The following is a 26768-nucleotide window of genomic DNA, read 5'->3' as shown; positions in this document are numbered from 1 at the left end:
CTTTTGCCCTTTTTTTTTTTGCCCATAACTTCCCTCCTTCTATAGCCATAGCATATGCAAAGGAGGACAATGTGCATAAACGAATCCCCGTTCAATGACTATCTTAAAGAAAAAAGGAAGTACCTGCGTAAAGAATCGTAGCGATTCCAGCAGCTATTAATGCTGGTTTTAATTTGTAATGCGCATAATCGACCACGGTTACATTTAAAATTCTTGCAATCGTATTGGTATCATCGCTTAACGGGGAAGCAAACGCTCCAAACGAACCGCTCGCAAATACTGCTCCTATAATCAAAGGCAACGAAATATCAGCTGCCATCGACAGCGACACTCCAAGCGGCATTAAAATCCCCCACGTCCCCCACGCGGAACCAATAAAATAAGAAACCCCTGCCCCAAATACAAACATAAGCGGCGTAATAAACATTTCAGGAATCCAGCCGCTATGTTCCGTAACAAAACCAGAAAAGCCGAGCTCTTCGGTGACCGAAGATAACCCCCATACAACAGACAAGAGTACAATCACCGACATTAATTCATTTCCACCGACAACAAAGCTGTTGATAATATCTTTTAATTTAAACTTTTGGAATAAGAAGAAAACGACAGTAACGAGCGATGTAATTAAAAGCGCAATCACCATGGCTTCTAATACATCTGCTTCAATAAAAGCTTGCGGGAAAGCATAGCCTTGAACGTACCCATCCCACCACGTCAAAAATAGTGTCAAGCTGATGACGATAGCAACAGGAAGAATCAAATTCCATGGCTTAGTAGGCAGTTCTTTTGCAACCGCCGGGTGGCAGTCATGCCAATCATCCTCTTCTTCTTCGTTTTCCTTGTTGTCTTCTATTTGAGTTGGAGCCTCAGAGCTGGAGTGGTGAAAAAAGCTTAAGTATATTCCTAATAAAATAATAACGATTGCAAAAAAATTGAAAGGTATACTTTGCAGAAACAAATCATACGGATCTCCTGCACCTGCTTGATTTTTCACAGAAATTTGCACGACTGACACCATGTATCCTACAAAAGCGGTGGCCACTGGTATTAACACAATAATAGGAGTAGAAGTGGTCTCAATCACAAATCCAAGTTCTTTCGTGCTCATTTTTACTTTTTTAAGCAGTGCTTTCATAATCGGTGCAATCGTAACGAAACGGAACGTCGGAGCACTGAATGTGCCAATCGTTGAAATATAAGTAAGAAACAAGGCCTCTTTTTTTGAGGTTATTTTTTCAGATGCTTTTTCCACAAATCCTTTAATCCCGCCGCAAAATTTAATCATCCCAATCAGACCGGAAAAAGCATATAAAAACACAATTATTTTTATATTGTTTTCGTCAATTAATGCTTCCACCACATATCCAAGCATCGCTTGCATCCCGCCGATAACAGAAGGAGAGACAATATAAGAACCAACGAGCAAGCCTAATATCAGTCCAGGAAGCACTTGTCTTGTAATAATAGCTATGGGCATAACCACTAAAAACGGAATAATTGACATCCAATTAGAATCCATATGTACATTCACCTAACTTTATCGTTTGTGACCCTGTTTAGTTTATGGAATAAAAAGCAAAAACATGTACTTTGTCAGAAATCAAGATTTGTGAGCGGATCAATGTGCATCTCCCGATGTTTATCCGCTTCTTCTATTATTCTCGCCTTTCCTTAACTTTCTATTTTTTATTACAGCAAAAAGCAGCAGCAAAACAGGAATGATAATTTGAAGAGGTAAATGCATTAGCAGTGGTATGATCCGCATCCCTTCATAGTTATGTTCCGAGATACTGCTTGCAACAATCATGGAAAAAAACAAGACGACAACTCCAAGCGGGTATACAAGCTTGGCCTTCTCTTTCACGTTAAACAAGATAGATGTTCCGATCACGCCTGCATAAAAAAAGATACTTACTTTAATAAAACCACCGATAATAAGTGTAATCATAAAAAAGACGTCTAACCGTTCCAGAAATTCAGCCACCTCAATCGATTGAATTGTAGAAAGAAGCGGAAACTGCGAACGTGTATAAATATCAACGCCAAGAACTGTGATATCAACTGCCATAACGATCGCAAGGTTAATGCCGATGATAGCAATGGCTGACATTCCGGCCATTTTCACTTTTTTCGGTCTGTTAACATATGGCAGTATCATTGCAAAAACGATAACCTCTCCAAAAGAAACGTACCATGTTTGCGTAAAGAAGGTGTTGAGTACACGCCCCATGCCTTCTTCGAGAACCGGTTTCAAATTGTTTAGATCCATGACACCAGAAATCACAAGTAACACGAATCCAACAATCGCAAATAGATACATTATTATAAAAAGAAACTCCCCTGTTCTCGCTAATACTTCAATGCCATTACAGACGGCATATACGATGACAAGAAGAAGCAGTGCATTGGTAATAAACAGTGGAGTCTCCTGATAGGAAAATGTTACGAGCATTTCCCCAAAATCCCGCAGTATTCTTGCTGCTAGGTATAAAAAATACACGATATAAACACAAGCGAGAACCTTGCCGAAAAATTTCCCGATTATTTTTTGCATATACTCGGTTGGCATCGTGTCCGGATAATATTGATACAAACGGTGATAAATCAAAAACATGAACAAACCGCCCACCATTCCCAAAAGGACGGCAAGCCAGGCATCTTGCTTTGCATCAACACCAAGAGGGATCAAGATAGCACTGCCATGTCCGAACAAAAACATCAGAACAAAGAGCTGGCTTGCATTGATCTTTGCTTTCTCCACTCATTGGTCACATCCTTTTATTCTTACAATCTCAAATGAAATGATTTTGATGTTTACTCATGGGGCCGTGAGAATGTATTAATCGTAATATGCACGACGCGTTCGAGAAATAAACGAAATTCTAAGCCATACGAGTGATCCTAAGAACATGGAATTTAAAAAATTTAGTATGTCCTTGCAACGGATTTTTATTCATGATTATCAATATCGAACATTATATCGATTGTTGTAGAAGGCGGTGAGTTCTGAAAACCCCGCAGACAGCTTAATGCCGAGAAGACTGAAGCCAAGCCTGCTGCAAAAAAGACACTACGATAACGAGAAAATATTATATAATGTTCGTTTACAATGACAAGAAATGAATGATGAAATTCATTTATTTATAAAAATCTTCCTTGCGAAAATTTACAATTTTAATGATGTTAAAAGCAAATTAATAATAATACCTAACAATTTCAATTTCAACCAATAATTACCATAATGTCATGAAATAATATAAAACAGCTTCAAAAACAGACGCAAGACATAGACGAAGCTTCCCCTCTCTGGTAGGTTATTTTTAGCTGATTAGAAAAATTTGGCTTTCCGCTGAGTTCAAATGGCAGAAGCCTTAGTCTTTTCTCATGTATAAAATCAGCGCCCAAAATCTAATTGGAAATGAGGGATTTACAAGATGAACAAAAAAGTACTTTACACTGCTGCTTCAGCTTTAATGGCTATTGGAGTACTTACAGCTTGCGGCGGAGAAGCAGAAGAAGAGGAACCCGTCATGGATGAAGAACCAGCAGAAGATGCAGGAACCGATCTGAATGAAGATACAGAACAGGGAGAAGAAGAAACAGATACCGAAGAGAATATGGAAGACAGTGATTCAGAGGAAGAAAGCACAGAAGAAGACAGTGAGGAAGAAACAGAAGAAGGGGCATAATATTTAAGGGACATTATTTACGCATTTTGTCATAACGTTGCAACCATATTTTTCGTTCATTTTAATTATAAAGGAATTTGACAAGTCACGCCCCTGTATCCGGTCCAAAAAGGATTGCCCCGTTCTACGGAGCAGCAATCCTTTCCAAGCCGGATGACTTTTGTCAGCCAAGTCCAATTATGAAGATATGACTCCTTATAGCATATGTTTTCGTCATAAGATCATGGAACAATAGTTTCTTTTTCGTAAGTACCACACTCATATGAAAATAGAGCTTTCCTCCAATAACATAATAGGTGAATGGTATCCCCCCCCATCTTCAACGTCGATTAAGCGATACAAGAAGTAAATTGAGACTTCCTCTGGTAAAATTTTAATAGAGTTCGAACCACCTATGTTGTAAAGGAAGACCCTCATTTACTACTCGAGACCCATTTTTCGTTGACATAACGATTGACCGTCTACCTCCGAATCATTAGTAATAAAGTAAGTAGAGTAGAAACCGGTAAAAGAACTCCAAACTGGGCTATAATAACCGATCTACTGAACAACACCTGCATAGAGGGAAGGAAAAACACATTTACAACCAGAATCAAAAGCTAGATAAGAAGATTAAATAAATAATTAATTATAAATGCTTTAAAAACATCCAGCAGAAATGCATTCATTCTAGTCACCTATTTCTTTGACATCATATGATAAACTATTACTTAAGGTTTTAGCGGAATATTATAAAAATTTAGATAGTTCCTCTTTTATTTAAAAAAAATATCGGTAATTTGGTCTCTTTCAATATCTTTAACAATGGATGGTCCCTGTCAACTACCAATTTCTTCTCGGTTTGTATCCTGCATTTTCGAGAAAGTCAGTGATCACTTCATTAGTCAATCCTTTTATTTCAATGTTCTTTTCTAAAGCAGTAATTAACATTTTTGCTGCAAATTCTAGAGTTTGTACAGCCATTAACGCTTCTTTAATACTTGTATCACATACCAAAACCCCATGATTTTCCAACAAGAATATATTTGCAGTGTTAGCTTTTTCTCGAACTGCTTCTGCTAATTCAATGCTTCCTGGGTGTTCATATCTAACCCTGTGGACTCTTTCAAGATAGTACATCGTTTCAACGAAATAATTGGATGGAATTTCTAAATCCGAACAGGCTAACAGTGTACTATAAAAAGGAGAAGAGTGAAGAATAGCATTAATGTCGCTTCTTTTCTTATAAATGGCTTCATGCATAGGGAATTCCTTTGATGGGCGTTTGGTTTGTCTGCTTGTTCCTGGGTAGATAATAACATCTTCTTCATTTAACTCACCTAAGTATGTGCCGCTTGCTGTAATTAAAAATTCTTCTCCTGTTGTCCTCGCGCTAATATTGCCAGCTGTTCCCCATGCCAATTGATGGTCAATCATAAACTTTCCTGTTTGTTGTAATTCTGTAATGATTTTCTTGTTTTCCTTCACAATACCTGCCTCCTAACTAAAAAGGAAAGATTACTAAAAACGAAGTAGTACTTTCAATGATCGATCTTGTTTTTGATGTACGAGGCGAAACCCCTGAGATGCTTCATAATAAGGAAGAATATGGGAAATAACTTGTTCGATTGGTATATTTCCAAACTTTATGAGTTCAATAGCTTGTAAAAAATCATCACGATTATACGTCATACATCCGATAATTTCTTTCTCCAAACTTTGTATATTGTTTACATCAATGAGATGTTTTTTATGAAACATAGCAACCGTAACTATTTTACCGCCTCTTTTCGTTAATTGCAGAGCTTGGTTTACGATTTCTTTTGCATCAGTTGCTATGATTACTTTGTCAAACTTATCTCCTACATTATCTATTGCTGCTTTTACCCAGTCAGTATAGGAAGCAACGTTTATTGTGGTGTGAGCGCCTAACTGTTGAGAAATATCCAAAGGATAATCAATAATATCTGTGACCATGACAAAATCACTTCCTTTGTGCAAAGCAGCTGCTTGAGTTAATAACCCTATTGGACCTGCTCCTAATATGGCTACTTTTTCTCCTGGTTGAACATTAGCTTTATTTATGGCATGAAATCCAACAGCAAGAGGTTCAATTAATGCCCCCGTTTCAAATGATGTTTCGGGTGGGAGCTTGATAACAGTTGAAGAAGGTGCTATAAAATATTCCGCCATGGTTCCACTCCAGTTACCAACGCCTGGTGCTCTGCGTAATGTACAGAGATTTTCATTACCGCTAAGACAATATTCGCATTGGGTACACCCTTGCTGTGGTTCAACCGTTACTTTATCACCATTTTGAAAACTTTTAACTTCCGTTCCTATATCCGCGACTTCCCCTGAAACCTCATGCCCCATAATAACTGGGGGTTTCCGGAAAGGGTGTAGCCCTCTGTAAGTGTTAATATCCGATCCACAAATACCAGCCATTTTCACCTTTATTAATACCTCATTTTTATTTAAAGAAGGTAGTTGGTAATCCTTTATCGATATTTTTTCTTTATCCTCCATGAAGACTACATCCATACTCATCCACTCCAATACTATTGGAATAACAATAATTTTGATTCTTCTAAGTGTTTTTTCATTGTGTTGACACAGTTCACATCATGATTTTTCAGTTCCTTAAAAATGATTTGATGATCTAGAAAGAATTTTTTCATTCTTTCTGGTTCTTTATTTAAATGTCTTAGCGTGATGCGATACAAATGATCGTGATAGTTTAATAAGATTCGTTGAATTTCTTGATTTCCTGCAATATTACTAATCAATCGATGGAAAACATGATCCATTTCGGCGAATTTCGGAACATCTAAATCCTCAACGATACTAGCCATCTCGTTTATATTTTTTTCAAGAGAATCGAGATCTTTTTTTGATACCCTGTTATAAATCTGCTCACAGTTAAATGTTTCTAAAGCAATACGCAAATTATAAATATCATTAATACGATCAATTGATAAGTCATTGATATTTATGCCCCTCTTATCAGAAACCGTTACAAAACCTTCCGCTTCCAGTCTAACAATCGCTGATTTAATAGGAGTCTTACTCATCTCTAACTCATCTATTAATTCTTTTTCTGATAAAAAAGAACCAGGTTTGTATCTTTCTTCCAAAATCCCTTTTTTTATTTTAAAATACGCCACGTCTTTCAATAACAAACTTGACGGTTCAGTTTTCATAAAAAAATCCTCCTAAATGGTCAAGACATCACACGTTCATAGAAATTAGTCCCTCCTAATTGACCACTTTTTAGTGCAATCTCTATCCCGTCAAATAGACCATTTTTAGAATAAGCTTTACATAAGGGAGCTCCAGGTGAAATACTAGTTAATAATTCTAACGCGTAAATATCAAGCTCTTTTGTGACAAATCCAGAAGTGTCCCCTCCTGAAATAATTACTCTCTGTAATTGACTGTCTTCTACCAACTTTTTGGTCCATTTTCCTAAATCACGTCCAATCACAGAGCCCATATCTTTTTTACTTACTCCAATCCCTTCCAAATGTTTTCGTGTTTTCTCAACCAATCCATCCTTTGAACCAGCCGCCGTATATATAATAACTTTTTTCTTTGTTTCAAGCAGTATTTTTATTTTTTCTAGAAACTCATGAGGTATGTCTCTTGTTCCAAAATATTCAAACGGTATTGGTTCGGCGTGAAAACCGTTTTCGATAGCATGTTTCATTTGATCACTTGTGATTTCTGAAAGGCTACCTGAAACTACTAAAACTTTATCTGTTTTCGTTACATTTTTCTTTTCTGTGGAAGTTTTATTGAGTCTTTTTTGATACCATTGGCTTGCCAGAGCATAACCAATACCTGAAGAGCCAATCAAAAATTGGGGGTTTTCATTTCTTGTTATTTCTATGCTTTTTGCAAACGTTTCTGTATGACTTTCTTTCAGCGCATCAAATACTATAATCTCCTGATTATCGTTTTGAAATTTGTTCAATAGTTGAGAGACATACAGTTCGCCTTTTTCCAATTCCAAAACATTTACTCCTTCAATTTTTTGTTTTGTCTGTTTCCCCAAGTGTAAACTCAAGTCTGCTTCATCCATAGGAGTAACAGGATGTTTTGCCATAACTGGATGGTGATCTAATCGATATACTTCCTCATTCATTTTTGCAAAATGCTGGCCAAAAACAGTGTATCTACCTAGTCGTGGTGCAGCTATCAACATATAGTACAGCTGATCTTTAAAATATTCTTTTGCTAAGTCAGCAGCATACCCAATACTTCCTACTTCCGAGGAAGAATCGAAGGTGGAGCATGTTTTATAATGAACATAATATGGATTAATCTCTGCCAATTGTTTGTATACTGGTTGAAGTTCCTCGTACATAGCTTCAGGTGTTTTAGCTCTTGAGGTCCCAGCAATACCAACACACTGCACATCTTCAAATTGTTGCAATGTTTCTACTTTGGGAGTTTCCAAAAATAAAATTGTTCGAAACCCGTTAATGGTTAATGATTCCATGGCATCTGTAGAACCCGTAAAATCATCACCATAAAACCCTAAGAGAAGACGGTTCTTCATAAAAGTTTTCCTCCAAAATAATTATGGTCAGTTTCAGTCAGATAAAGAAGATAACGTTAAAGAACATATTAAACATTATTAAGTGCTGATTCGTTCAAAAATCGTTTGTCCTGCATTTCTCGTAAATTCCACAAGGTTGAGTTTTCTGGTTCTATAACTTTATCATAAGTGATAATTTCCCCTTTTGAGATATCAACTTTTGCTTTATTTCCTGTCAGTAAATGGCCAGGAACGGGGTTAGAATCCAACATTGGTTTGGCAGGGCATATTAATGCTGCCATAGAATAGTCATGATCATCTCCAAAGGTTTCACCGGCTTTTATATTTCTTGCAGCTTTTTTCACTAAATCATATCGGGGTTTATAGTCAAAACCACCGGTATCCTGATTAAGTAAACCCGCAGTTAAAATAGAGGTCGATGTTTCTACTCCACACAAATGGTAAGGTCGGTATATAACAGCTGCAGAGCGATCATAGTTATGAATTTGACCTTTCGTTGTTAAAATATAATTAGAATACGCATTATCACAACGTACAACTAGGAACACTCCTCCCCCCATACCTGACTCATCTTCTCTTCTCAAACAAGTAATGAGATCAATAACCTCTTCTCCTTCGAAAATACCTCCATCTTTTTTACTGCAATATGCAATGGGTAATTCAGTTATTTTTAAAGAAGCCTTATTCAATTCAGAAATATCAGGAGTTAGCTTTGTGGAATTAGCCATGATAGTTAATTCACAAAGATCAAAGGCTCCCGCTCCTGGTAATTCCTTTAATATTTCTTCCCTTTTCCTGACATAGTTTTCAGAATTGGACTCTGGGATCTGTTTAAAGTATTTTGCTTCTTCCTTCGTTAATTGGACAGTCTTAGATTCATGAACAGTAATACCATCCGCTTCTATAGATACTGTCTTTTTCTCTTCATCATAGACAAACTCTCCGTCTCGGGCTTTCCCTCCGGATATTACAGTTAATCCAATTTCCTTCGCCCATTCATACATAGCCATAAGAAGTCCATGTTGATCACCATCGACCGGTGTATATACTACGTCATTTTCTTTAGCTAGTTGCTTGAGAATAGGACCTACAGCTGAATCTGTTTCTTTATTTACCATCGCCACGTGCTTTTTGTTTTCAATAGCCCGTTTAGCATGTAATGCTCCCACTTCCGGAACGCCAGTACCTTCACAAACAACATCGATTTGATCGACCTGTAGTATTACGTCCAGCTGATCAGTGTAGATATATTTATTATTTTGAAGCATTTTATTGGCTTGCGAAGCGTTATTTGTATAATAAATTTTATCTTCGCTTATTCCAGCATCAACTAATGCCTGTTTAGCTGCTTCCAAATTTTTATCCATTACGACATTTACTTTTAAATGCTTATTATAAGATTGTTGAGTAACGATTGCTTTACCAAAATGGCCTGTTCCAATTACGGCAACAGTCACCTCTTTTTTTTCTGCTTGCCTAAATAAATGATGATAAATCATGGTTTCCCTCCTATTTTTTCTTGATACTCCAATTTTCCCCTCTTTTTATGTCTTTGCATTATCGGCTTAATAAAAGCAAAAATAATGAAAATTCCTGCAAATGTCAGTAATATAGCACTAATAGGTCTCGCATAGAATATCGAGAAATCACCATTGGACATTTCTAGTGCTCGACGAAATTCACTCTCAGCAATGGGACCCAAAACTACCCCTAATATAATAGTTACTAATGGAAATCCTACTTTTTCTAAAAGATACCCTAGAAGCCCAAAAAAGAGCATTACATACACATCAAACATTGAATTTCGAATAGCAAACGTACCTATAATACAGAAAATAATAATTAATGGGCCAATAACAGAATATGGTACGTTTAGCAACTTTGAAAACAAGAAAATAAAAGGTTTAGAAAAAATCAAAATCATAAGATTGACTATTAGAAGACCCGCAAAAACAGCGTATACTAAGTCACTTTCCGTAGTCATAAGACTAGGACCAGGCTGTAAACCATGCATGATAAAAGCACCTAATATAACGGCTGTTGTTCCACTCCCTGGTATTCCTAAAGCAAATAAGGGGACTAATGCACCCATAGCTGCGGCATTATTTGCTGATTCAGGTGCAGCTATTCCCTCAGGGGCACCAGTTCCAAATTTTTCAGGAGTTTTGGACCACCTTACAGCCTCACTATAACTAAGCATCGAAGCTGTACTGGCTCCAATCCCTGGCAAAATACCAATTATTGAGCCAAGTAGGGAGGAACGAGCCAATGTACCGGTAATCTTCTTCATTAAATTAGAATCGAAAATTTTTGTTTTTACTTTCGTAACTTTTTGTTCCATATTTTCTTTTTTCGAGGATCTATTCAGTATTTCAGAAATAGCAAATAGACCTATAATGACGGGTACAAGCTCAATACCACTGCTAAAATTAGCACTATTAAAGGAGAACCTATGTGCACCTGTTAATGGATCAGTTCCAATAGAGGAAATAAACAATCCGAAAAGGACTCCTATTAATCCTAGGGTTAACTTGCCTCGACTTAAAGACGCTACTACTGTTAACCCTAGAATGGCAAGTGCAAAATATTCAGGTGCTGAGAATCGAAGAGCAAAATTTGCCAGCGTAGGAGTTAAAAGGATAAGAAAAATGGTTCCTATCATCCCACCAATAGCTGAACTAGAAATTCCAATACCTAGCGCTTTTCCAGCCTCACCCTTTTGGGTCATTGGGTAACCATCAAAGACTGTAGTCACTGCCTCAGGTGTCCCTGGAGCCCTATATAAAATAGCAGTGATTAATCCAGAAAAAACTGTTGCTCCATAAATGGCAGTTAGTAACATGAAAGCACTGGTAGCATCCATTCCATAGGTAACAGGTAATAATATAACTACTAGCATAACACCACTAAGTCCAGGTAAAGCTCCACCTAGAAACCCTATAATGACGGCTGCCATAAGAATAATAAAATGTGTAGGCTCGATGATAGTCATCAAGCCATTACTTAAATTTTCCCACATAAGAATACCTTCCTTAGCAAAAATGCTTCCAACAAATTATTACTTTCTGAAAACTATCGCAAAAGCGCTTTAGCTTGGCATTAGTTCAGTTACTTTTCTTTTTTTACGGCAAAGGAATGTTTAAGACATAATCAAACAACATAAAAATCATAAAAGATCCTACCACTGTCGTTATTAATACGTATAGTTTATTTTTTAAACCTAGGACGATACTGCAAACAGCTATAAATATAAAAGTAGCCGGTAAAAAACCTAATAAATTAATTAATATACAATATATGACAATGGTAGCTAAGAGTATAAAGTGTCTATAATTCTCGAACCATCCTTTTTCCTCTTCACCTAATTGTTTATGATCTGATTCTCCGTATTCATCTACGTTACTATCTTCCGCAGATTGATCTCTTTTTTTCTCCAATTCTGTTTTTATTAAATGATATACAGCTAACACTAAAATAAAGATCAAAATATACAAAGGCCAAGTGCGCGGCCCAATAATTGTAGAGACCTCACTAGAACTTTCTAATTCCAATGCAAACGGTAAAAAAAACAAAGCAAAAATAATAGTTAAAACAGAAAATACTCTCATAGTTTATATCTCCATCTGTATAACTAATTTTATTTATTGTTTAAAAATTCTTCGTACATTTCTTTATTTTCTTCTAACTTTTGTCTATATTCTTCTGCACCCATCCAGCCTTCTCTATAATGCAGATGGTTGCTTTCTTCATATTCCTTGTATTCATCGGATTCATAAATAGTGTGGAGGGCCTCTTCAAGCTCCTTTATAATTTCATCTGGTGTGTCTGCATCCACCAATACACCTCTTTCATTACCATTTGTTACATCCCAGCCGTATTCGGTTGTAGTAGGAACATCCGAAAATTCATCCAACCTTTCTTCTGCCAAGAACAAAATGGGCTGCATATCTCCAGATTCAACATAGTCCAACATTGCACTAGGATACTCTAATAGAGCATCAATATTGCCACCTAAAAGATCCGCTTGTGCTTCACCAGAACCATCATATGGTACATAGTCCAAGTCTAATCCTGAAGCCTCATTCAATTCTAATAAGCCCATTTCATCGGGAGAAGCAGCGTGTGTCCCTCCCACAGTTAATTCACCAGGATTGTTTTCAGCAAATTCTTTAAATTCGTCAAAATCTTCAAACTGTTCTGGATCCACTGTAATTGAGAGAATATCAGATTGCATTCTAGCTACCGGCGTCAACTCATCAAGACCTGTATTATTTTGACCTGCTGCTACCGTAATAATATAGGTGGATGAAGCAAAATTTAAGGTATGTCCATCTGGCTCTTCATTAGCTGTTCTTTCATTAGCTACCGCACCGGAAGCTTGCTCTAAATTTGTAACATTAACATTTGTATCGTACATTTCTTCAAATTGTTCGACTAAAGACCTCGCAAAATTGTCAGTTCCACCCCCAGGCCCTGCACCAACTAAAAAATTAATATTACCTGAAGGGTAGTCAGTGGCTTGAGAATCTGTACCTGATCCGTTTGAACTTTCTGCTCCGGAATCTACGTTTTCAGAATTTGAACCTCCTGAACAAGCTGATAGAGTAAAAGTTAAAGCAATAATAATAAAAAATGGCATTTTTAAATACATTAAAAATTTTCCCCCTTTTTTAATAAAAACTTATTTCTTCCAGTCACCCTTGAATTCAAATCAATATACTAATTGAACAGTTCCCCCCCCCCAAAATGTAAAAATACGCTTTCATATTAAAAGGGATCACCATAGATCTTACTTAGATCTAAGTAAGATCTAAGTGTGATTTAAGTAAGATCTTATTACAAGCGCTTTCATTTGTCAATGCTATTTATTTTAATTTTTGAAATTTTAATTATTTTTGTTTTATTCCTTTCACATTGGAACTTTTAACAATGCACCCAAAATTGAAACTACCTCCGATTCAAGCATCTCTTGGAGGAGACACTTTTCAACACGGGATATACTCATGGGGCTATGCTTCCTCATCCGGCTATCCTGAGATATCATCCCCATAAAAATATGATAACCTAGATCTAATAGATCTGACGATGGGACAGCTCCTTCACATGTTGTGGACGCGTATTGAAAGAATAAGATAGTAAAAATTATGGATAATTTATATGTTTAAAGGAGAGAGTCAGGATTTTTTAAAGATCGAGGACAGCCTTCATGTCCACTATTTAACATAATCCCCATAACGGATTGGAAGAGTTTTCGATAAAGCTTTGGAGTTTATATATAGAATATGAAGACACTCCAGCGATCATTATGGAGGCTATATTGTCCATTATCATCTGCAATTAATACCATTTTTAGAGGAATATGACTTTCTAGTCATAGTGGTCAATGTTCTCCCAAAATGCCAGGACCATCCAGTTAAGGAAGTTCAAAAGCCCATTCTCAAGATGCCTATCCTAGATTGTTATTTTATAAAGAGGAGATGAAAGCTAACGAATGTCATCAATAGAAAGTAATACTTCTACAGCCTGTTTTTGGATCTGCCAATTCATGTTCTGAAAAATTTTTGAAAGTGTCCTCAGGAAAAAGCCCCCTCTAACTTCTTTCTCGCCAATAACCAACTCCGCCTTATCCTGATGTAAGTGGACAGAAAAACAAAGCTCAACGAAAAACTCTTTTGACTTATGCAAATCTTTTACGGAAAGGGCGGTTTAACCAAAAAACTCTCATCATTATTTCTCCTTTCGTAATCAAACTAGCATTAAAAGACAGAAATGGACTTCTTCTCGATTGCTTGTTTTACTAAACATTTTGCATTTCCTTACTGTTTCATGGATTGCAAAGTCTGAAAAATCCCTTCTCTATATGACGTACGAGGCAAAGACCCTATTTCTTGTTCATACTTTTTTCCACTTAACACAACCGGTGTTTCATTTAAATAATACATTTCCACATATTCACGCATTATCTTGTTGAATAACCCTAAACAGCGAATCATTGATTTTGTAACGGTGCGAACCTTTTTCGTATACTGCGTGTGTTCTTTTGCGATTTGAACAATTTCTTTCCCCGTGATTGTTCCATACCCTGGTATGTTCCAATTTTTTCCGTAAGCTTTTTCATGAAGAGCTAATTCAACGATAGCTTTCGCACCATCAGGCGTATAAATATACTCTCTAGCAATCTCTTGATTTCCGACAAACATGGCCCTTTTGTTTTGAATCATCGATTGAAACGTATAATGAAGAAGCGTATTTCCCATCTGCGGCCCGTAGAAATCAGGGAAATGGGCAATGGCCACCGGAACGCCTGATTGTTTAGCCATTTTTTCAAGTTCCAGTCGTATTCTTCCTTTTTTCGTGTGCGGTTTTTTTGGAAACTCTTCTGAAATCGCATTTCCATTGCTTCTTCCATAAGCATATATGTTATCCACTAGAGCAAGCTTCGTTTTGTTTGTTTTTGCAGCTTGTAGGATATTGTTTAACAGCACGTGCTGCTTTACGGCCCACTCGGGATATGGAATGTTTATCGCGTGAAAAATCACATCCGCATCGGTTGCAGCATGTATCACGTCAGCACTGTTAAATACGTCCCCTGACAAAACCTGAACGTGCTTCTTATCACCGAAAAGTTGGTCCAGCTTTTTCTTGTTTCGTGCAAATGCTGCCACTTCAACCCCCCGGCTTACCAATTCAAAAGTAATGGCATTTCCCATAGAACCAGAAGCGCCTAAAACCAATGCTTTTTTCATTATTTTCCCCCTAACTTATATTAATTAACCACCGTTCAATTAATGGTTAAGAAAACTCGACTTCCCGCCAAGTACCAATGGTGGAAGTCGTAGTTTGCTTATACTTTGATTCTTTAACAAAGTTAAACATTCCCAAGGTAAAAAATTATGCTTGCAAAATGCCAGTTAAAATATCATCGACATATGATTCGGCAAAACCGCTTACATCCTGGAAGCTCTGACCGCTGTGACAATAATGAGCAACAAAACCATGAAGCATTAAAAAGACCGTCCAAATCGTTTTTACATTCACCCCATTACTAGACAAAGTATAGATTGCCTGTGCAAACTTTTCATATGTCTTGTTCGGTCCGTCGATAACGTAGTTTTTTATTTCTTCATCTTTTATGAGAAACATAATTTCATAGTGGTTCTGATGTGTTAATCCAAATTGAATGTACCCTAACAGAACAGCTTTTATCTTTTCATTAGGAGAAATCGAACGCTTCAATATCTCATCTAATTTTATATTGAGCATAGAAAAGTCCTGATCCACTAATGAATAAAATAATTCAGCCTTGTTCTTGAAATGATAATAAATAGACCCGTGACTGTAATCTAATGTTTGGGCAATTTTTCTTATAGATACATTCTGGTAGCCGTGTTTTACAAACAATTTACGGGCTGCTTCCATGATAATCTCTCTTGATAACTCTTGATCTACTGCTTTTCTAGGTGACAAATTTTCAATCCCCTTTAATTAACCGCTGTTCAATTAAAGGATAAGAAATTTTTCCTGCTTTGTCAAATTGTTTATTATAATGAATCACTTCATCTATAGTTGTAAACGAATCTGCAATCGCTAAAGAGAAGGATATGTAATGCTTCACACTTTCAGATCGGAGAAAATTTCATATATTAACTGTTTTTTGTTTCCCTATCATTATTTAGATTCAATTGTGTAGAATCTTAGGAGGGCAGAATATATTACAACCTGCCCTTCCTTTATCCTTATATGTTATACGAAAGAAGGCTGATCCCAAAATGAGATCCATTGACCATGATTTTCTCTAATAGCTTTTTCATAAACAATTTTTGCAATAGCAAGATCTTGTATCCCTAGACCACAACTATTAAAATAAATTTTTTCCGTATCATTTTCTCTTCCTGCTTTTTTACCATTAACAATCTCTCCAAGCTCGGCGTATAAATTAGTCTCATCAAATTCATTTTCTTTGTACATAATCGAGATCGTTTCCACACCGCGATGTTTTAATTCTCCCCAATCATCAACGACAACTTTATTGGACTGATTGATCACATCAAATTCACATTCGTGACTGCCAACATGGATATAGAGTGAACCTTCTTTTATCCATTCCGACTTAACAATTGGGGTTTCTGTAACAGTTGCTGTGATAAATATGTCAGATTCACGTACAGCTTCTTCTGCGCTGTTTACAATTTCAAATGGCAATGGAATAACTTTTTTCATCTCGTTTGCAAAGTTTTTGGCTCGCTCTGCGTTTAAATCTGTAATTTTTACTTTTTCTAGAGTGGGGACAGTGTGATAGATAGCCATGAGTTGTGTTCTGTTTTGCACGCCCGCTCCAATAAGCCCCAATACTTTTGAGTTCTTTTTAGCCATATACTTTGCGACTACACCCGAATTAGCTCCGGTTCTCATAGCACTTATAAGGGTTCCATCCATAACTGTCACCGGCATCAACGTTTCAGGATCATTTAGAATAATGATTCCTGCAGCTCTAGGGAGGTGATGTTTGAATGGATTGTTGGGCGAGCTAGATATCCACTTAATCCCACTAGTATTAAATTTCCCTCCTATGAAGCCAGGCATGGAGTTAATCCGTCCTGTTTGTGATTCTGAGTCCATATCTCCCCAGCGTAGTACTGTTTTATTTGGTAGTATATAATCTCCTTTGTCGTGAAGGGAGAACACCTCTTCCATTGTCTCTATAAATTTTGATATGTTTCCTCCACCGCATTTTTTCACGTCACTTTGATCTAAAAATAATGTCTTTAATTCACTCATCCGATTCATCCCTTCTTCTCAAATTTTCATAATCTATCATTGATAGCGTGATTCCAATGTTTTTTCAGTAATCTTTTTCCGCTTGGTGTAGAGTAGTTTTTTCTAGTAATATATCTTCCTTTATTCTCTTCTCCTCCCTTTCAGAAGGAAGGCCATAACCACCAGAACCCGGAGTTTGAGCACTTAATATATCTCCTGGTTTGAGCTCTATTTCTGATACTTTGCCTGACTGTAAAATTTTTTCCTCTTTCGTACCCGGATTTATAACAAATTTTCCAGTTTTTCCAGGTTTTCCGCCTAATAGACCCCAAGGTGCATTTTTTTGTCTATCAGCATGAGAAGCAAACTCCATTGGTACAGTAATCTTGTAATCCCGTCTTATACCTAGACCTCCTCGATACTTCCCAGCCCCTCCAGAATCTTTTATAAATTCAAATTTTTCAATCATTATTGGGTACTCCATTTCTAAACATTCAATAGGGAGATTGGATGAATTTGTAACATGAACATGGACCCCATCTATTCCATCTTTGTTTGACCTGGCCCCTAAACCGCCGCCTAAAGATTCTGGATAAACAAAGAAATTATTATTACGTGGATCCGTTCCTGAAAATAATACAGTCGTAACAGCACTATTACATCCAGCAACCACTTTTTCAGGTACTGCTTTAGCGAGAGCACCGTAAATAACATCCACTATTCTTTGGCAAGTATCCGTTCTGCCTCCCACTGCTGCTGGTGGAGTAGCGTTGACAATGGTACCTTCAGGGGCAATTACTTCAATTGCTCGATAATATCCAGCGTTTGAAGGAATCTCAGAATCTATAATTGCTTTTAAGGCATAATAAATGGTTGCATATAATGCTGTTTTTACTACATTAATTCCTCCTTTTACCTGTTTCACAGACCCAGTGAAATCTAAAATAATATGATCCTCTTGAACCTTTACCGAAACCTTTATGGGTAAATGTTTTTTTGTTAATTCAATGCCATCATCGTCAAGGTAATCTGTGAATTCGTAAACACCATTTGGAATTTGTTTAATACCATCTCGGATTTTATTTTCTGCATATTTTAAAAATGCTTCTAGTCCTTCTTTAAACATAAATTTCCCATACTTATTTATTAATTCCTCAATTCTATTCTCACCTATTCGATTTGAGGCAATTTGAGCCCATAAATCTCCTAATCTTTCTTTCGGGGTACGACAATTCAATAGAATCATATCTATGATATCCTGGTTGATAATTCCCTTGCTGCATATTTTAATAGGTGGTATTCTTAACCCTTCTTGAAAAATGCTAGTACAATCTCCTGATGAACTTCCTGCTACTTTCCCACCAACATCCGAGTGGTGAGCAATATTTGCAACAAAAGCCTGTATTTCTCCATCTTTAAACACCGGTTGTGCAATTGTAATATCCGGTAAATGAGTCCCCCCTCCGTTGTAAGGATCATTAGCGACAAACATATCTCCTGGATTTATTTGATCCAATGGGTATTTTGCAAGAATCTCTTTACAAATTCCAAGCATAGATCCTAGGTGAACAGGTATGGCTGCAGCTTGTGCAATTGTTTCCCCCTTCGCATTAAAAATAGCAGTTGATGAATCTTTACGTTCTTTGATATTAGTAGAATAAGAAGTACGTACGAGAGTTACACTCATTTCTTCGGCAATAGATAATAGAGCATTTCCCATAACTTCTACAGTAATAGGATCAATGGATTTAGTTTTCATTTCATTTTGTCCTCCTACAGATTGATAATAATATTCTTGTAAAGATCTACTTGTGCTTTTGAATGAGGTGGTATGACAGTAGTGGAATCCATTTGTTCAACAATCGCAGGGCCTTCTATAATGTTATTAGGTTTTAGCTTTTTTCTTTGATAAACTTTTGTATTTATGAACGCATCAACTTCATCAAAATAAACGTTCCTCACTCCTAAAACGGCATGAGAAGCATCTGTACTGCCTGCCTCATGACTCCTTAGATTTATCTTAGAAGTAGCTCCTCTTCCTATTACACGGTAATTAATACATTCTACCTCTTCTCTTTCATTCGCATAGCCATAAGCCTTTTCGTGTTCACTATGAAATGCCTGTTGTAACACCTTTAGGTTTTCTTCTGTTTTCAATGCTCCTTTAATAGGGATAGATAACTCATAATTTTGCCCTACATACCTTATATCTATTTTGCAATCAATCATTTGCTGCTCCATAGGCACTCCCTCTTCTAGCAACCATTCTTTAGCTTCAGTAATTAACTCATTTAGTTTTTCATCAATCAGAGATAGATTTTGGGGGGCAGCTTTTAATCTCTCTGTCTTAACAAAGTCCATTCTCAAGTCAGAAGCTAGTAAGCCCACCGCACATAAAATACCTGGGCTATCTGGTACAAGTACCTTTTTAATTCCTAATTCCTTTGCCACGTGAGCAGCATGTAATGCTCCTGCTCCGCCGAAAGCCACAAGGGTGAATTCACGAGGGTCATGGCCTTGTTCCACAGAAACCACTCGAATAGCACGCATCATATTAGAGTTAACAATTTTAAGTATCCCTTTTGCTGCGTCTATTACTGATAAACCTGTTTGCACAGAAAGTTTATCTTCAATAACCTCATTTGCTGCTGCATAATTAATCGGCATACTGCCCTCTAAAATATATTCTGGATTTAATCTTTTTAAAAAAACGTTTGCATCTGTAACCGTTGGCTCTGTTCCACCCTTATCATAAGCTGCTGGCCCTGGACTAGCACCTGCGCTGTGCGGTCCCACTTTTAGAACTCCCCCATTGTCAATCCAAGCAATACTCCCCCCGCCAGCACCTACTGCATGAACATCAGTCATGGGTACCTGAACTGGAAAACCAGCTACTGATTTTCCGGTGGCAACCTTGGGAATAGAATGTTGCATTAACGAAACATCTGTACTAGTCCCACCCATATCAAAGGTGATGATATCCTCAAAACCTGCTAGTTTGGCAATGTAAGCTGCTCCAGCCACGCCTGCGCTAGGGCCTGATAAAGCAGTTCTAACAGGGTTATTTTTGGTAACTTCTATAGACATGACACCGCTATTTGATTGGTTAATGTAAGGTTTTGTTTCTATTCCTATCTCTTTAATATTTTCAGCAAAATTATTAACATATTTACTGACTACAGGCCCTAAATAACTATTTAATGTTGTAGTCATTAATCTTTCATATTCTCTATACTCTGGGAGGACTTCACTAGACACCGAAACATATACATCGGGTAAGATCTCCTGGATTATCTGTTTAACTTCTTTTTCATGGGCGGGATTTAAATATGAATGCATGAAACAAACAGACACAGCTTCAATATCATCTTTAAGCATTTCTTCCAACACATCACTTACTTGTTCTTTATTAAGTGATTTCTCAACTGTTCCATCAAACCGAAGACGTTCTGTTACTTCTTTTCGAAGGTTTCTCTTTACTATAGGTTCTGGTTTATCTTTATAAAGATCGTAAATGGATGGCCTTGTCTGCCTCGCCAATTCTAATAAATCTCTAAATCCTTCAGTAGTAATTAATGCCGTTTTAGCACCTTTTCTCTCAATAGCTGCATTTGTTCCTACTGTCGTTCCGTGAACTAAATAATTAACTTTGTTAGGGTTAACCTTATTAATAGACAAAATATTTTTAATTCCTTCAATTATTGCTTTTGATGGATCTTGAGGAGTTGAAGGAAGTTTTAAAACCATATTTTTTTTCTCTTCTTCATCAAACAAACATAGGTCTGTAAATGTTCCTCCAACATCGACCCCTAGCTTATAACCCATGAATTTTCCTCCTTTATTGAATATTCACTTTTTAATAAATGCAATAATCATGCCAATAAAACCAGACATTCTCTGAAAACGTCACGTCGACATATAAGAGGTACACATGTCGCCAATACGAATTGGCCTACACGGGTGCTGACCATTGTGCTCGGACAACTGTTCAAAAAGTTTTTCTATGTGTACTCAGAAGACGGGCGTTAAACAGCGAATACTAATCTATTTTAAAAACTAAACAATAAAGGGACTTTAAGGAGAGAAATTATTTCAAGTTATGTTTCATAAAATAAACACCTATCCCATTTAAGGAAAATCTCTCCTCTTGAATTGATCAGAACCAAGCACTTCTATTTATCTTTTTCTCTTCTACGTTCTCTTGTATTTCCGAAGTTGAATCTTTCCCATTTCGTAATCTACTCTTGTAATATTGAAAAAAAGCAACTATGACCAAAAGAGCGATGCCAATAATATCAGTAATCCATCCAGGTGTTATAAGAACAATCGATGAAAGGAATAACACTCCTCGCTTAAGCAAACTCAATCTTCCTATCAACCAACCTTCTAAACTAGCTGCTATGGCAAATACACCTATTAAAGCAGTGATAAATACGACAGTAATAGTTGGCCATGTTCCATTCATTAAAAGAGCTGGTTCAAATACAAAAAAGAAAGGTAAGATATATGCTGCGATTGCTATCTTGCTTGATTCGAAAGCTGTCCTCATAGGTGGAGCTCCTGCAATATTCGCTCCGGTATAGGAAGCTAACGCCACTGGAGGGGTAATTCCAGATAAACAAGCGAAGTAGAAAATAAATAAATGTGCAGCTATTGGTTGTATTCCTAACTCAGATAACACTGGTGCTAACACTGATACCACTAGTAAATAAGCAACTGTCGTAGGTAGTCCCATACCAAAGATAATAGCTGTAACCATAGCTAGAATTAATGCTACAATTAAGATACCCCCTGAGAGACTAATGACTAAACTTGCAATCTTCCCACCTATACCTGTTAGACCAATGACGCCTATAATAATGCCAGCACATGTAACGGGTGCTATAATAGACACGATTCCTTTGGAAGCCTGGAATAGCGTATTATATATACCTGTAAAACTCGGCCTGCTTTCTTTTCTAAAGAAACTTATTAGAAGAGCCAGAACAATAGCAATAAAAGCTGCTCGTACCGGAGACACTTTAAAAACGGTAAGTTCAACAATTAAGATAACGAGAGGCAATAACATAACGCCATCTTTTAATATAAGTTTTTTAACACTTGGTATTTCTTCCGGTGGTAAACCTTTTAATCCTCTCCTTGCTGATCTAAAATCTATCGTAAACCATATGGTAATAAAATAGAGTACTGCAGGTATTAACGCTGCTTTAATGATTTCTGTATAAGGTACACCAAGTGTATCCGCCATTAAAAACGCCCCAGCGGCCATGATAGGAGGCATAATTTGCCCACCAGTGGATGCAGCTGATTCTATTGCCGCTGCCGAAGTGCCTTTGTAACCAAGTTTTTTCATCATTGGTATGGTAAAAGAGCCTGTAGACGCTACGTTTGCTACCGCACTTCCTGATATACTCCCAAATAATGCACTAGAAATGGTTGCAATCTTTGCAGGACCACCTTTGCGCTTCCCGGCAATTCCCTTCGATAAATCTAAGAAAATATTTCCTACCCCAGTTAAATTTAAAATAGCTGCAAAAACAATAAACATGGCTACAAACGTCGCTACCACTGCAAGTGCTGTTCCAAAAATCCCATTGTAAGTAAAAAGAGCTGTAATGATCCTGGCGTAAGAATAACCACCGTGAGAAAGTTCTCCCGGTAACATCTGGCCGAAAATAGCATATAAAAAAAAGACTAGACCAATTACTGGAAGTGCTATTCCAACAGTTCTTCTTGTCATTTCTAACACTAATATAATGGCTAGTGTGCCAAAAATAAGATCAAGGTTTGTACTAAATATACCTGCTCTATCTAATACACCTTCTATTTCTTTAAGCGCATAACCAAACGTAATGACTCCCAAAATTAAGAGCAAATAGTCAACCCATCTATATTTTGATTTGTAGACAGTAAAAATAATTATGCTCGACAAAAGTACAATAGCTGGCCTAAATATATTAGGCCCTAAAGGGTAAAAGTTGAGAACCCATACTACAAAGAGAGAAAGTATTACCCCTGTTATTTTAAACAGTGCATCTTTCATTATTTTTCACCACCTACCGATTTTTAGAAAACTAACTTTTCGCCAAGTAAAGGAAGCCGCCTAATAACGCCGCGTTTCGTGGCCACGGCGGCATTAGTACATCCTGTACGTTAGAAGTTGTAGTTTATCATTTACTGTTTCCATAAACCCCATATAACGAGAGGAACCCTAGTAAAAAATCCACTACTCTGGTGGGATCAGTTCTTCTGGAATATCTGCTCCTTGTTCTTCAAAAAATTTAACAGCACCTTTATGATAAGGTATAGTCGTTTGATCAACATTCTCTATTGTCATTCCTTCTGCCATTTGAGGCCATACTTGTTCTATAGTATCTGTATTTTCATAAACAGTTTTCAATATTTCGTACACTGTCTCTTCTGGAATATCACTACTTACTATAAATAAATTATATAAACCAAAGTTTTCTATCCCTTTTGAAGCAGCATTATATGCATCCTCTGGTATGTCGAGCCAAAGATATGGAGGGTTATTATCTAAGAATGTTTGCTTTTCCTCCTCACTCAACGTTACAATTTTCACCTCATGACTTGTCTCTAACTCCGTTACTGCAGAGGAGGGCCATGCTATGGAAAAACCATCTACTGTCCCATCTTTTAATGCATTAGCAGCGTCTGAGGTTGGTAAGTTAACAACATCTGGTTCTATGTCAAAAGTATCAAATACTCTTTCAGCAAAAATTTCATTTGCACTTCCTTTTGGACCAGCACTATAACTTTTTCCATCCAAATCTTCAATCGTCTTAATCTCTGAGTCTGCTAGTGTCACAAACATGTATACTCCTGGCCAGCCCGGCAGCAACGTCCTTAATTTATCATGTTCCATTCCTTCTAAAGAAAATTCACCGTTGAAAGCTTCCCAAGCAACTTCCGTAGAAGATAAGCCCAACTCAATTTCCCCACCTTGCATTAGCTGGACATTATCCTTAGAAGAACCAGTAACTTCCACTACTGTTTCCATCTTGTCCATATTTTCATTTAAAACATTTGATAGAGCTGTCCCTCCTGTATGGAAACCTCCTCCTGTAGTACCTGCCCCTATAGAATATTCTAGATCTCCTCCATCGGTATTTTCACTTGCCCCACTTTCACTTGAACCAGAACAACCAACAGTAGTAATGAGTGTGCAAACCGAAATAATTAAAGCCCAACGTTTCATTAGGTAAAGTTCCCCCTTCTTGTTATTGGTTTTCAATGTAAGAATAATGCAATTAATGTGCCAATTTAATATAATTTAAATATTCTTTCAAATTTAAACAAATCTTTTTCATAAAAACGGACGTACCAACGTAAACAATTTTCTTCTAATCATTCAATCTTCTTAATATTTAAATTATTATAATTCATGTTTAAAGATTTTGTTTCAAAATTAAGATTATTGTTTTAATATTAGCATAAATATAAATTTAGGAGAGTGCATATGAACCCTAAAATTGCAATACTAGGTTACAGAGATTTTATTGATCTAACAAAAGGAATTATTAAAAATGCTAATAACCACGTCTCTATTGATGTATATCAATGCCTTTTAAATGAATGTCTAGAAATAATACCAAAGTTAGAAAAGCAAAAAACAGATATTATTATTACAGGAAGAGCAAATCAACAAATGCTCAAGAGTATCACTAATATACCTATAATTACTTTTAGAATCACTGCTTTTGACATCCTTTCCTCAATAAAAAAAGCTTTAAAACATTCTCCTCATATAGCTATCGCAATGGCTCGTTTTGAAGATCTAGAATATGACTACTCTTTATTAGTTGACATGCTTGATATCAATATTGAATTTTTATCTTACAGTACACAAGATGAATTAGAAGAGAAGATCAAATTTTTTGCACCATGCGGTGGAACAGTAATAGGCACGAGCATAGCGATTAACTACGCAAAAAAACACAAATTAAATAGCCTATTAATATATTCTCTTGAAAATACAATATTGGAAGCAATTGAGAGGGCAATAGAGATTGTTGAAATAAATAGAAAAGAAGAAAGAAAAGCGAAGGAAATGGAAGCAATTTTAAACTCAGTAAGTGATGGCATTTTAGCTGCAAATGAGAAGGATGAACTTACCTTAATTAATCATTCTGCTACTAAGTTATTAGATTTAGAAGAAATTCCCTATAAACAGGATATTAACGATCTTTTTTCCGAATCCAAACATCAGCGAATATTTGATAAAAAGCTTCTAAATGATGAACTGGTTGACCATAAAAATACTACATTAAATATTAATCGTGTACCTATAATGGTAAAAGAAATGAAAACAGGTAATGTCATAACCGTGCAAGACATAACAAGAATTCAAAAGTTAGAACAAAAATATCGATCAGAGACAAAAGCGAAGGGATTAAAAGCAAAAACTTTCTTTCATCACATTATTCACCAAAGCCCAATTATGAGGAAAACGGTTAGCAAAGCAAAAAAATATGCTGAAACGGATTCTACCGTATTATTAACTGGAGAAACCGGTACAGGCAAAGAACTATTTGCACAAAGTATGCATAATCATAGTATTAGAAAGAACAATCCATTTGTTGCTATTAATTGCGGTGCTTTACCCGAGAGCTTACTAGAGAGTGAATTGTTTGGTTATGAGGATGGAGCTTTTACTGGAGCAGTTAAAGGAGGAAAAAAAGGATTATTCGAAATTGCGCATAATGGAACTGTTTTTTTGGATGAAATTAATTCTTTATCTTTAAGTTTTCAAACTCGACTTCTAAGAGTGTTACAAGAAAAAGAAATAGTAAGGATAGGAAGTAATCAAGTAGTTCCTATTAATATACGGATTATAGCTGCAACCAACGAAGGTCTCATTCAAATGGTTAAAGAAAACAAATTTAGAAAAGATCTGTTTTATCGATTAAACGTTTTAAAATTATCAATTCCTCCTTTGAGATACCGAAAGGAAGATATTTTTTTGTTAACAAGAGACTTCATAATGGAACACAATAAAGCACTTTATTATACTATAGAGCCGTTTTTTCCAGAAATATACAAAAGCTTAACTAATCATAGCTACCCAGGAAATATTAGAGAACTATATAATATATTAGAAAGGTTTATTGTTTTAAGTGAAACGGAGACTGGAGAAATAACACACCAATATTGCTTACAACTCTTAAATGAATGTATTGAGAACGACAACCTTCTTGACAATTACAAAACCGTATCAATTCCTATTTTAGAAAGTTACAAGGACAGTTTAATGGAAGCAGAAAAAGCTATCCTCACCTCTTTTCTCGATCTTTACGAGGGTAACAAGATTAAATTAGCTGAAAAGCTCGGTATGGGAAGAACAACACTATATCGAAAACTAAAAGAGTTCAACATTTCTTAAAGTAAATATAAAAATGATGACTCCGGTATAAAACTGGAGTCATCATTGTAATTATTTTTTGTTCCATTCAAACTTGGATCGCGCAAACAGTTTGTGACCATCTTTTTCCAATAACAAAACCTTGTTCTTCTGTGTAATCAACTTGTGTAATGTCATCTAAATAACGCTTCGTAAACGTATCGATATTTATTGTAATGCCTTTATAAGCAATATGATTATCGTTAGGTCTCGGTTCGTCAAAAATGAGGGAAATATTTACTGACATTCCACAACCACCAGTTATTTCAGCATCTATACGTGGTGCTTTTTCCTCCATGTTCATTGTTTTTAATTTTTCAAAAGCTTGAGAAGAAAGAGTAATAACCAAGTAGAGATC

20 protein-coding genes are annotated in these 26768 nt (G+C 36.4%); 2 read left to right on the top strand and 18 right to left on the bottom strand.

All coding sequences use genetic code 11. The annotated features are described in order from the left end of the window. Nucleotides 1-103: 103 nt before the first annotated feature. Together FZF09_RS07415 and FZF09_RS07410 are read right to left on the bottom strand one after the other, a co-directional pair. A complete protein-coding gene (locus FZF09_RS07415) occupies nt 104-1519 on the bottom strand; it encodes a Na+/H+ antiporter NhaC family protein (protein WP_158735938.1) in 1416 nt (471 codons plus the stop codon). A gap of 120 nt (nt 1520-1639) precedes the next feature. Next, the gene (locus FZF09_RS07410; protein ID WP_158735937.1) at nt 1640-2761 is read right to left on the bottom strand and encodes a GerAB/ArcD/ProY family transporter; all 1122 of its coding nucleotides are present in this window, start codon (nt 2759-2761) and stop codon (nt 1640-1642) included. Nucleotides 2762-3434: 673 nt separating this feature from the next. On the opposite strand from FZF09_RS07410, the gene FZF09_RS07405 reads away from it, so the two are divergent. Continuing rightward, nucleotides 3435-3689, top strand: a complete 255-nt coding sequence (locus tag FZF09_RS07405) for a DNA primase (protein WP_158735936.1) — start codon at nt 3435-3437, stop codon at nt 3687-3689. A gap of 822 nt (nt 3690-4511) precedes the next feature. On the opposite strand, the gene FZF09_RS07400 is transcribed toward FZF09_RS07405, so the two are convergent. The 15 genes from FZF09_RS07400 to FZF09_RS07330 form a co-directional block, all read right to left on the bottom strand. After that, a complete protein-coding gene (locus tag FZF09_RS07400; RefSeq protein WP_233269431.1) occupies nt 4512-5156 on the bottom strand; it encodes a class II aldolase/adducin family protein in 645 nt (214 codons plus the stop codon). A 33-nt stretch (nt 5157-5189) separates the two neighbouring features. Then, nucleotides 5190-6212: a zinc-dependent alcohol dehydrogenase gene (locus tag FZF09_RS07395; protein WP_158735935.1), complete on the bottom strand. Its 1023-nt coding sequence runs from the start codon at nt 6210-6212 to the stop codon at nt 5190-5192. A gap of 17 nt (nt 6213-6229) precedes the next feature. Further along, complete coding sequence (locus tag FZF09_RS07390; protein WP_233269430.1) at nt 6230-6871, bottom strand: GntR family transcriptional regulator; 642 nt, start codon at nt 6869-6871, stop codon at nt 6230-6232. Between the two features lie 20 nt (nt 6872-6891). Beyond that, nucleotides 6892-8232 (bottom strand): four-carbon acid sugar kinase family protein, encoded by a 1341-nt coding sequence (locus FZF09_RS07385; RefSeq protein ID WP_158735934.1) that lies wholly within the window; start codon nt 8230-8232, stop codon nt 6892-6894. A 68-nt stretch (nt 8233-8300) separates the two neighbouring features. After that, nucleotides 8301-9731 (bottom strand): NAD(P)H-dependent oxidoreductase, encoded by a 1431-nt coding sequence (locus tag FZF09_RS07380; protein ID WP_158735933.1) that lies wholly within the window; start codon nt 9729-9731, stop codon nt 8301-8303. Further along, a complete protein-coding gene (locus tag FZF09_RS07375; protein ID WP_158735932.1) occupies nt 9728-11251 on the bottom strand; it encodes a tripartite tricarboxylate transporter permease in 1524 nt (507 codons plus the stop codon). Before FZF09_RS07375 ends, FZF09_RS07380 begins: the two co-directional genes overlap by 4 nt. 103 nt (nt 11252-11354) lie before the next feature. Continuing rightward, on the bottom strand, nt 11355-11840 hold the full coding sequence (locus FZF09_RS07370; RefSeq protein ID WP_158735931.1) for a tripartite tricarboxylate transporter TctB family protein: 486 nt from the start codon (nt 11838-11840) through the stop codon (nt 11355-11357). A gap of 29 nt (nt 11841-11869) precedes the next feature. Continuing rightward, the gene (locus FZF09_RS07365) at nt 11870-12883 is read right to left on the bottom strand and encodes a tripartite tricarboxylate transporter substrate binding protein (RefSeq protein ID WP_158735930.1); all 1014 of its coding nucleotides are present in this window, start codon (nt 12881-12883) and stop codon (nt 11870-11872) included. Nucleotides 12884-14048: 1165 nt separating this feature from the next. Continuing rightward, on the bottom strand, nt 14049-14978 hold the full coding sequence (locus tag FZF09_RS07360; RefSeq protein ID WP_158735929.1) for an NAD(P)H-binding protein: 930 nt from the start codon (nt 14976-14978) through the stop codon (nt 14049-14051). Nucleotides 14979-15123: 145 nt separating this feature from the next. Continuing rightward, a complete protein-coding gene (locus tag FZF09_RS07355; RefSeq protein WP_158735928.1) occupies nt 15124-15699 on the bottom strand; it encodes a TetR/AcrR family transcriptional regulator in 576 nt (191 codons plus the stop codon). A gap of 276 nt (nt 15700-15975) precedes the next feature. Continuing rightward, complete coding sequence (locus FZF09_RS07350) at nt 15976-17010, bottom strand: ornithine cyclodeaminase (RefSeq protein ID WP_158735927.1); 1035 nt, start codon at nt 17008-17010, stop codon at nt 15976-15978. Nucleotides 17011-17074: 64 nt separating this feature from the next. Next, on the bottom strand, nt 17075-18748 hold the full coding sequence (locus FZF09_RS07345) for a hydantoinase B/oxoprolinase family protein (protein ID WP_158735926.1): 1674 nt from the start codon (nt 18746-18748) through the stop codon (nt 17075-17077). Between the two features lie 14 nt (nt 18749-18762). Next, nucleotides 18763-20814: a hydantoinase/oxoprolinase family protein gene (locus FZF09_RS07340; RefSeq protein ID WP_158735925.1), complete on the bottom strand. Its 2052-nt coding sequence runs from the start codon at nt 20812-20814 to the stop codon at nt 18763-18765. A 331-nt stretch (nt 20815-21145) separates the two neighbouring features. Beyond that, entirely contained in the window at nt 21146-23032 is a 1887-nt protein-coding gene (locus FZF09_RS07335; RefSeq protein ID WP_158735924.1) for a TRAP transporter permease, read from the bottom strand. A gap of 183 nt (nt 23033-23215) precedes the next feature. Continuing rightward, nucleotides 23216-24208: a TAXI family TRAP transporter solute-binding subunit gene (locus FZF09_RS07330; RefSeq protein ID WP_158735923.1), complete on the bottom strand. Its 993-nt coding sequence runs from the start codon at nt 24206-24208 to the stop codon at nt 23216-23218. Nucleotides 24209-24469: 261 nt separating this feature from the next. Between FZF09_RS07330 and FZF09_RS07325 the strand changes: the two genes are divergently transcribed. Further along, nucleotides 24470-26392: a sigma-54-dependent Fis family transcriptional regulator gene (locus tag FZF09_RS07325; RefSeq protein WP_158735922.1), complete on the top strand. Its 1923-nt coding sequence runs from the start codon at nt 24470-24472 to the stop codon at nt 26390-26392. Nucleotides 26393-26459: 67 nt separating this feature from the next. Here the strand turns inward: FZF09_RS07325 and FZF09_RS07320 are convergent, their stop codons facing one another. After that, nucleotides 26460-26759 (bottom strand): iron-sulfur cluster biosynthesis family protein, encoded by a 300-nt coding sequence (locus tag FZF09_RS07320; RefSeq protein WP_158735921.1) that lies wholly within the window; start codon nt 26757-26759, stop codon nt 26460-26462. Nucleotides 26760-26768 lie beyond the last annotated feature (9 nt).

It is taken from the genome of Alteribacillus sp. YIM 98480, assembly GCF_009765375.1.
In the GTDB taxonomy this organism is placed as follows: domain Bacteria; phylum Bacillota; class Bacilli; order Bacillales; family Marinococcaceae; genus Alteribacillus.
The sequence above is the reverse complement of the archived record's forward strand: the minus strand, read 5'-3'. Positions and strand labels throughout refer to the sequence as shown.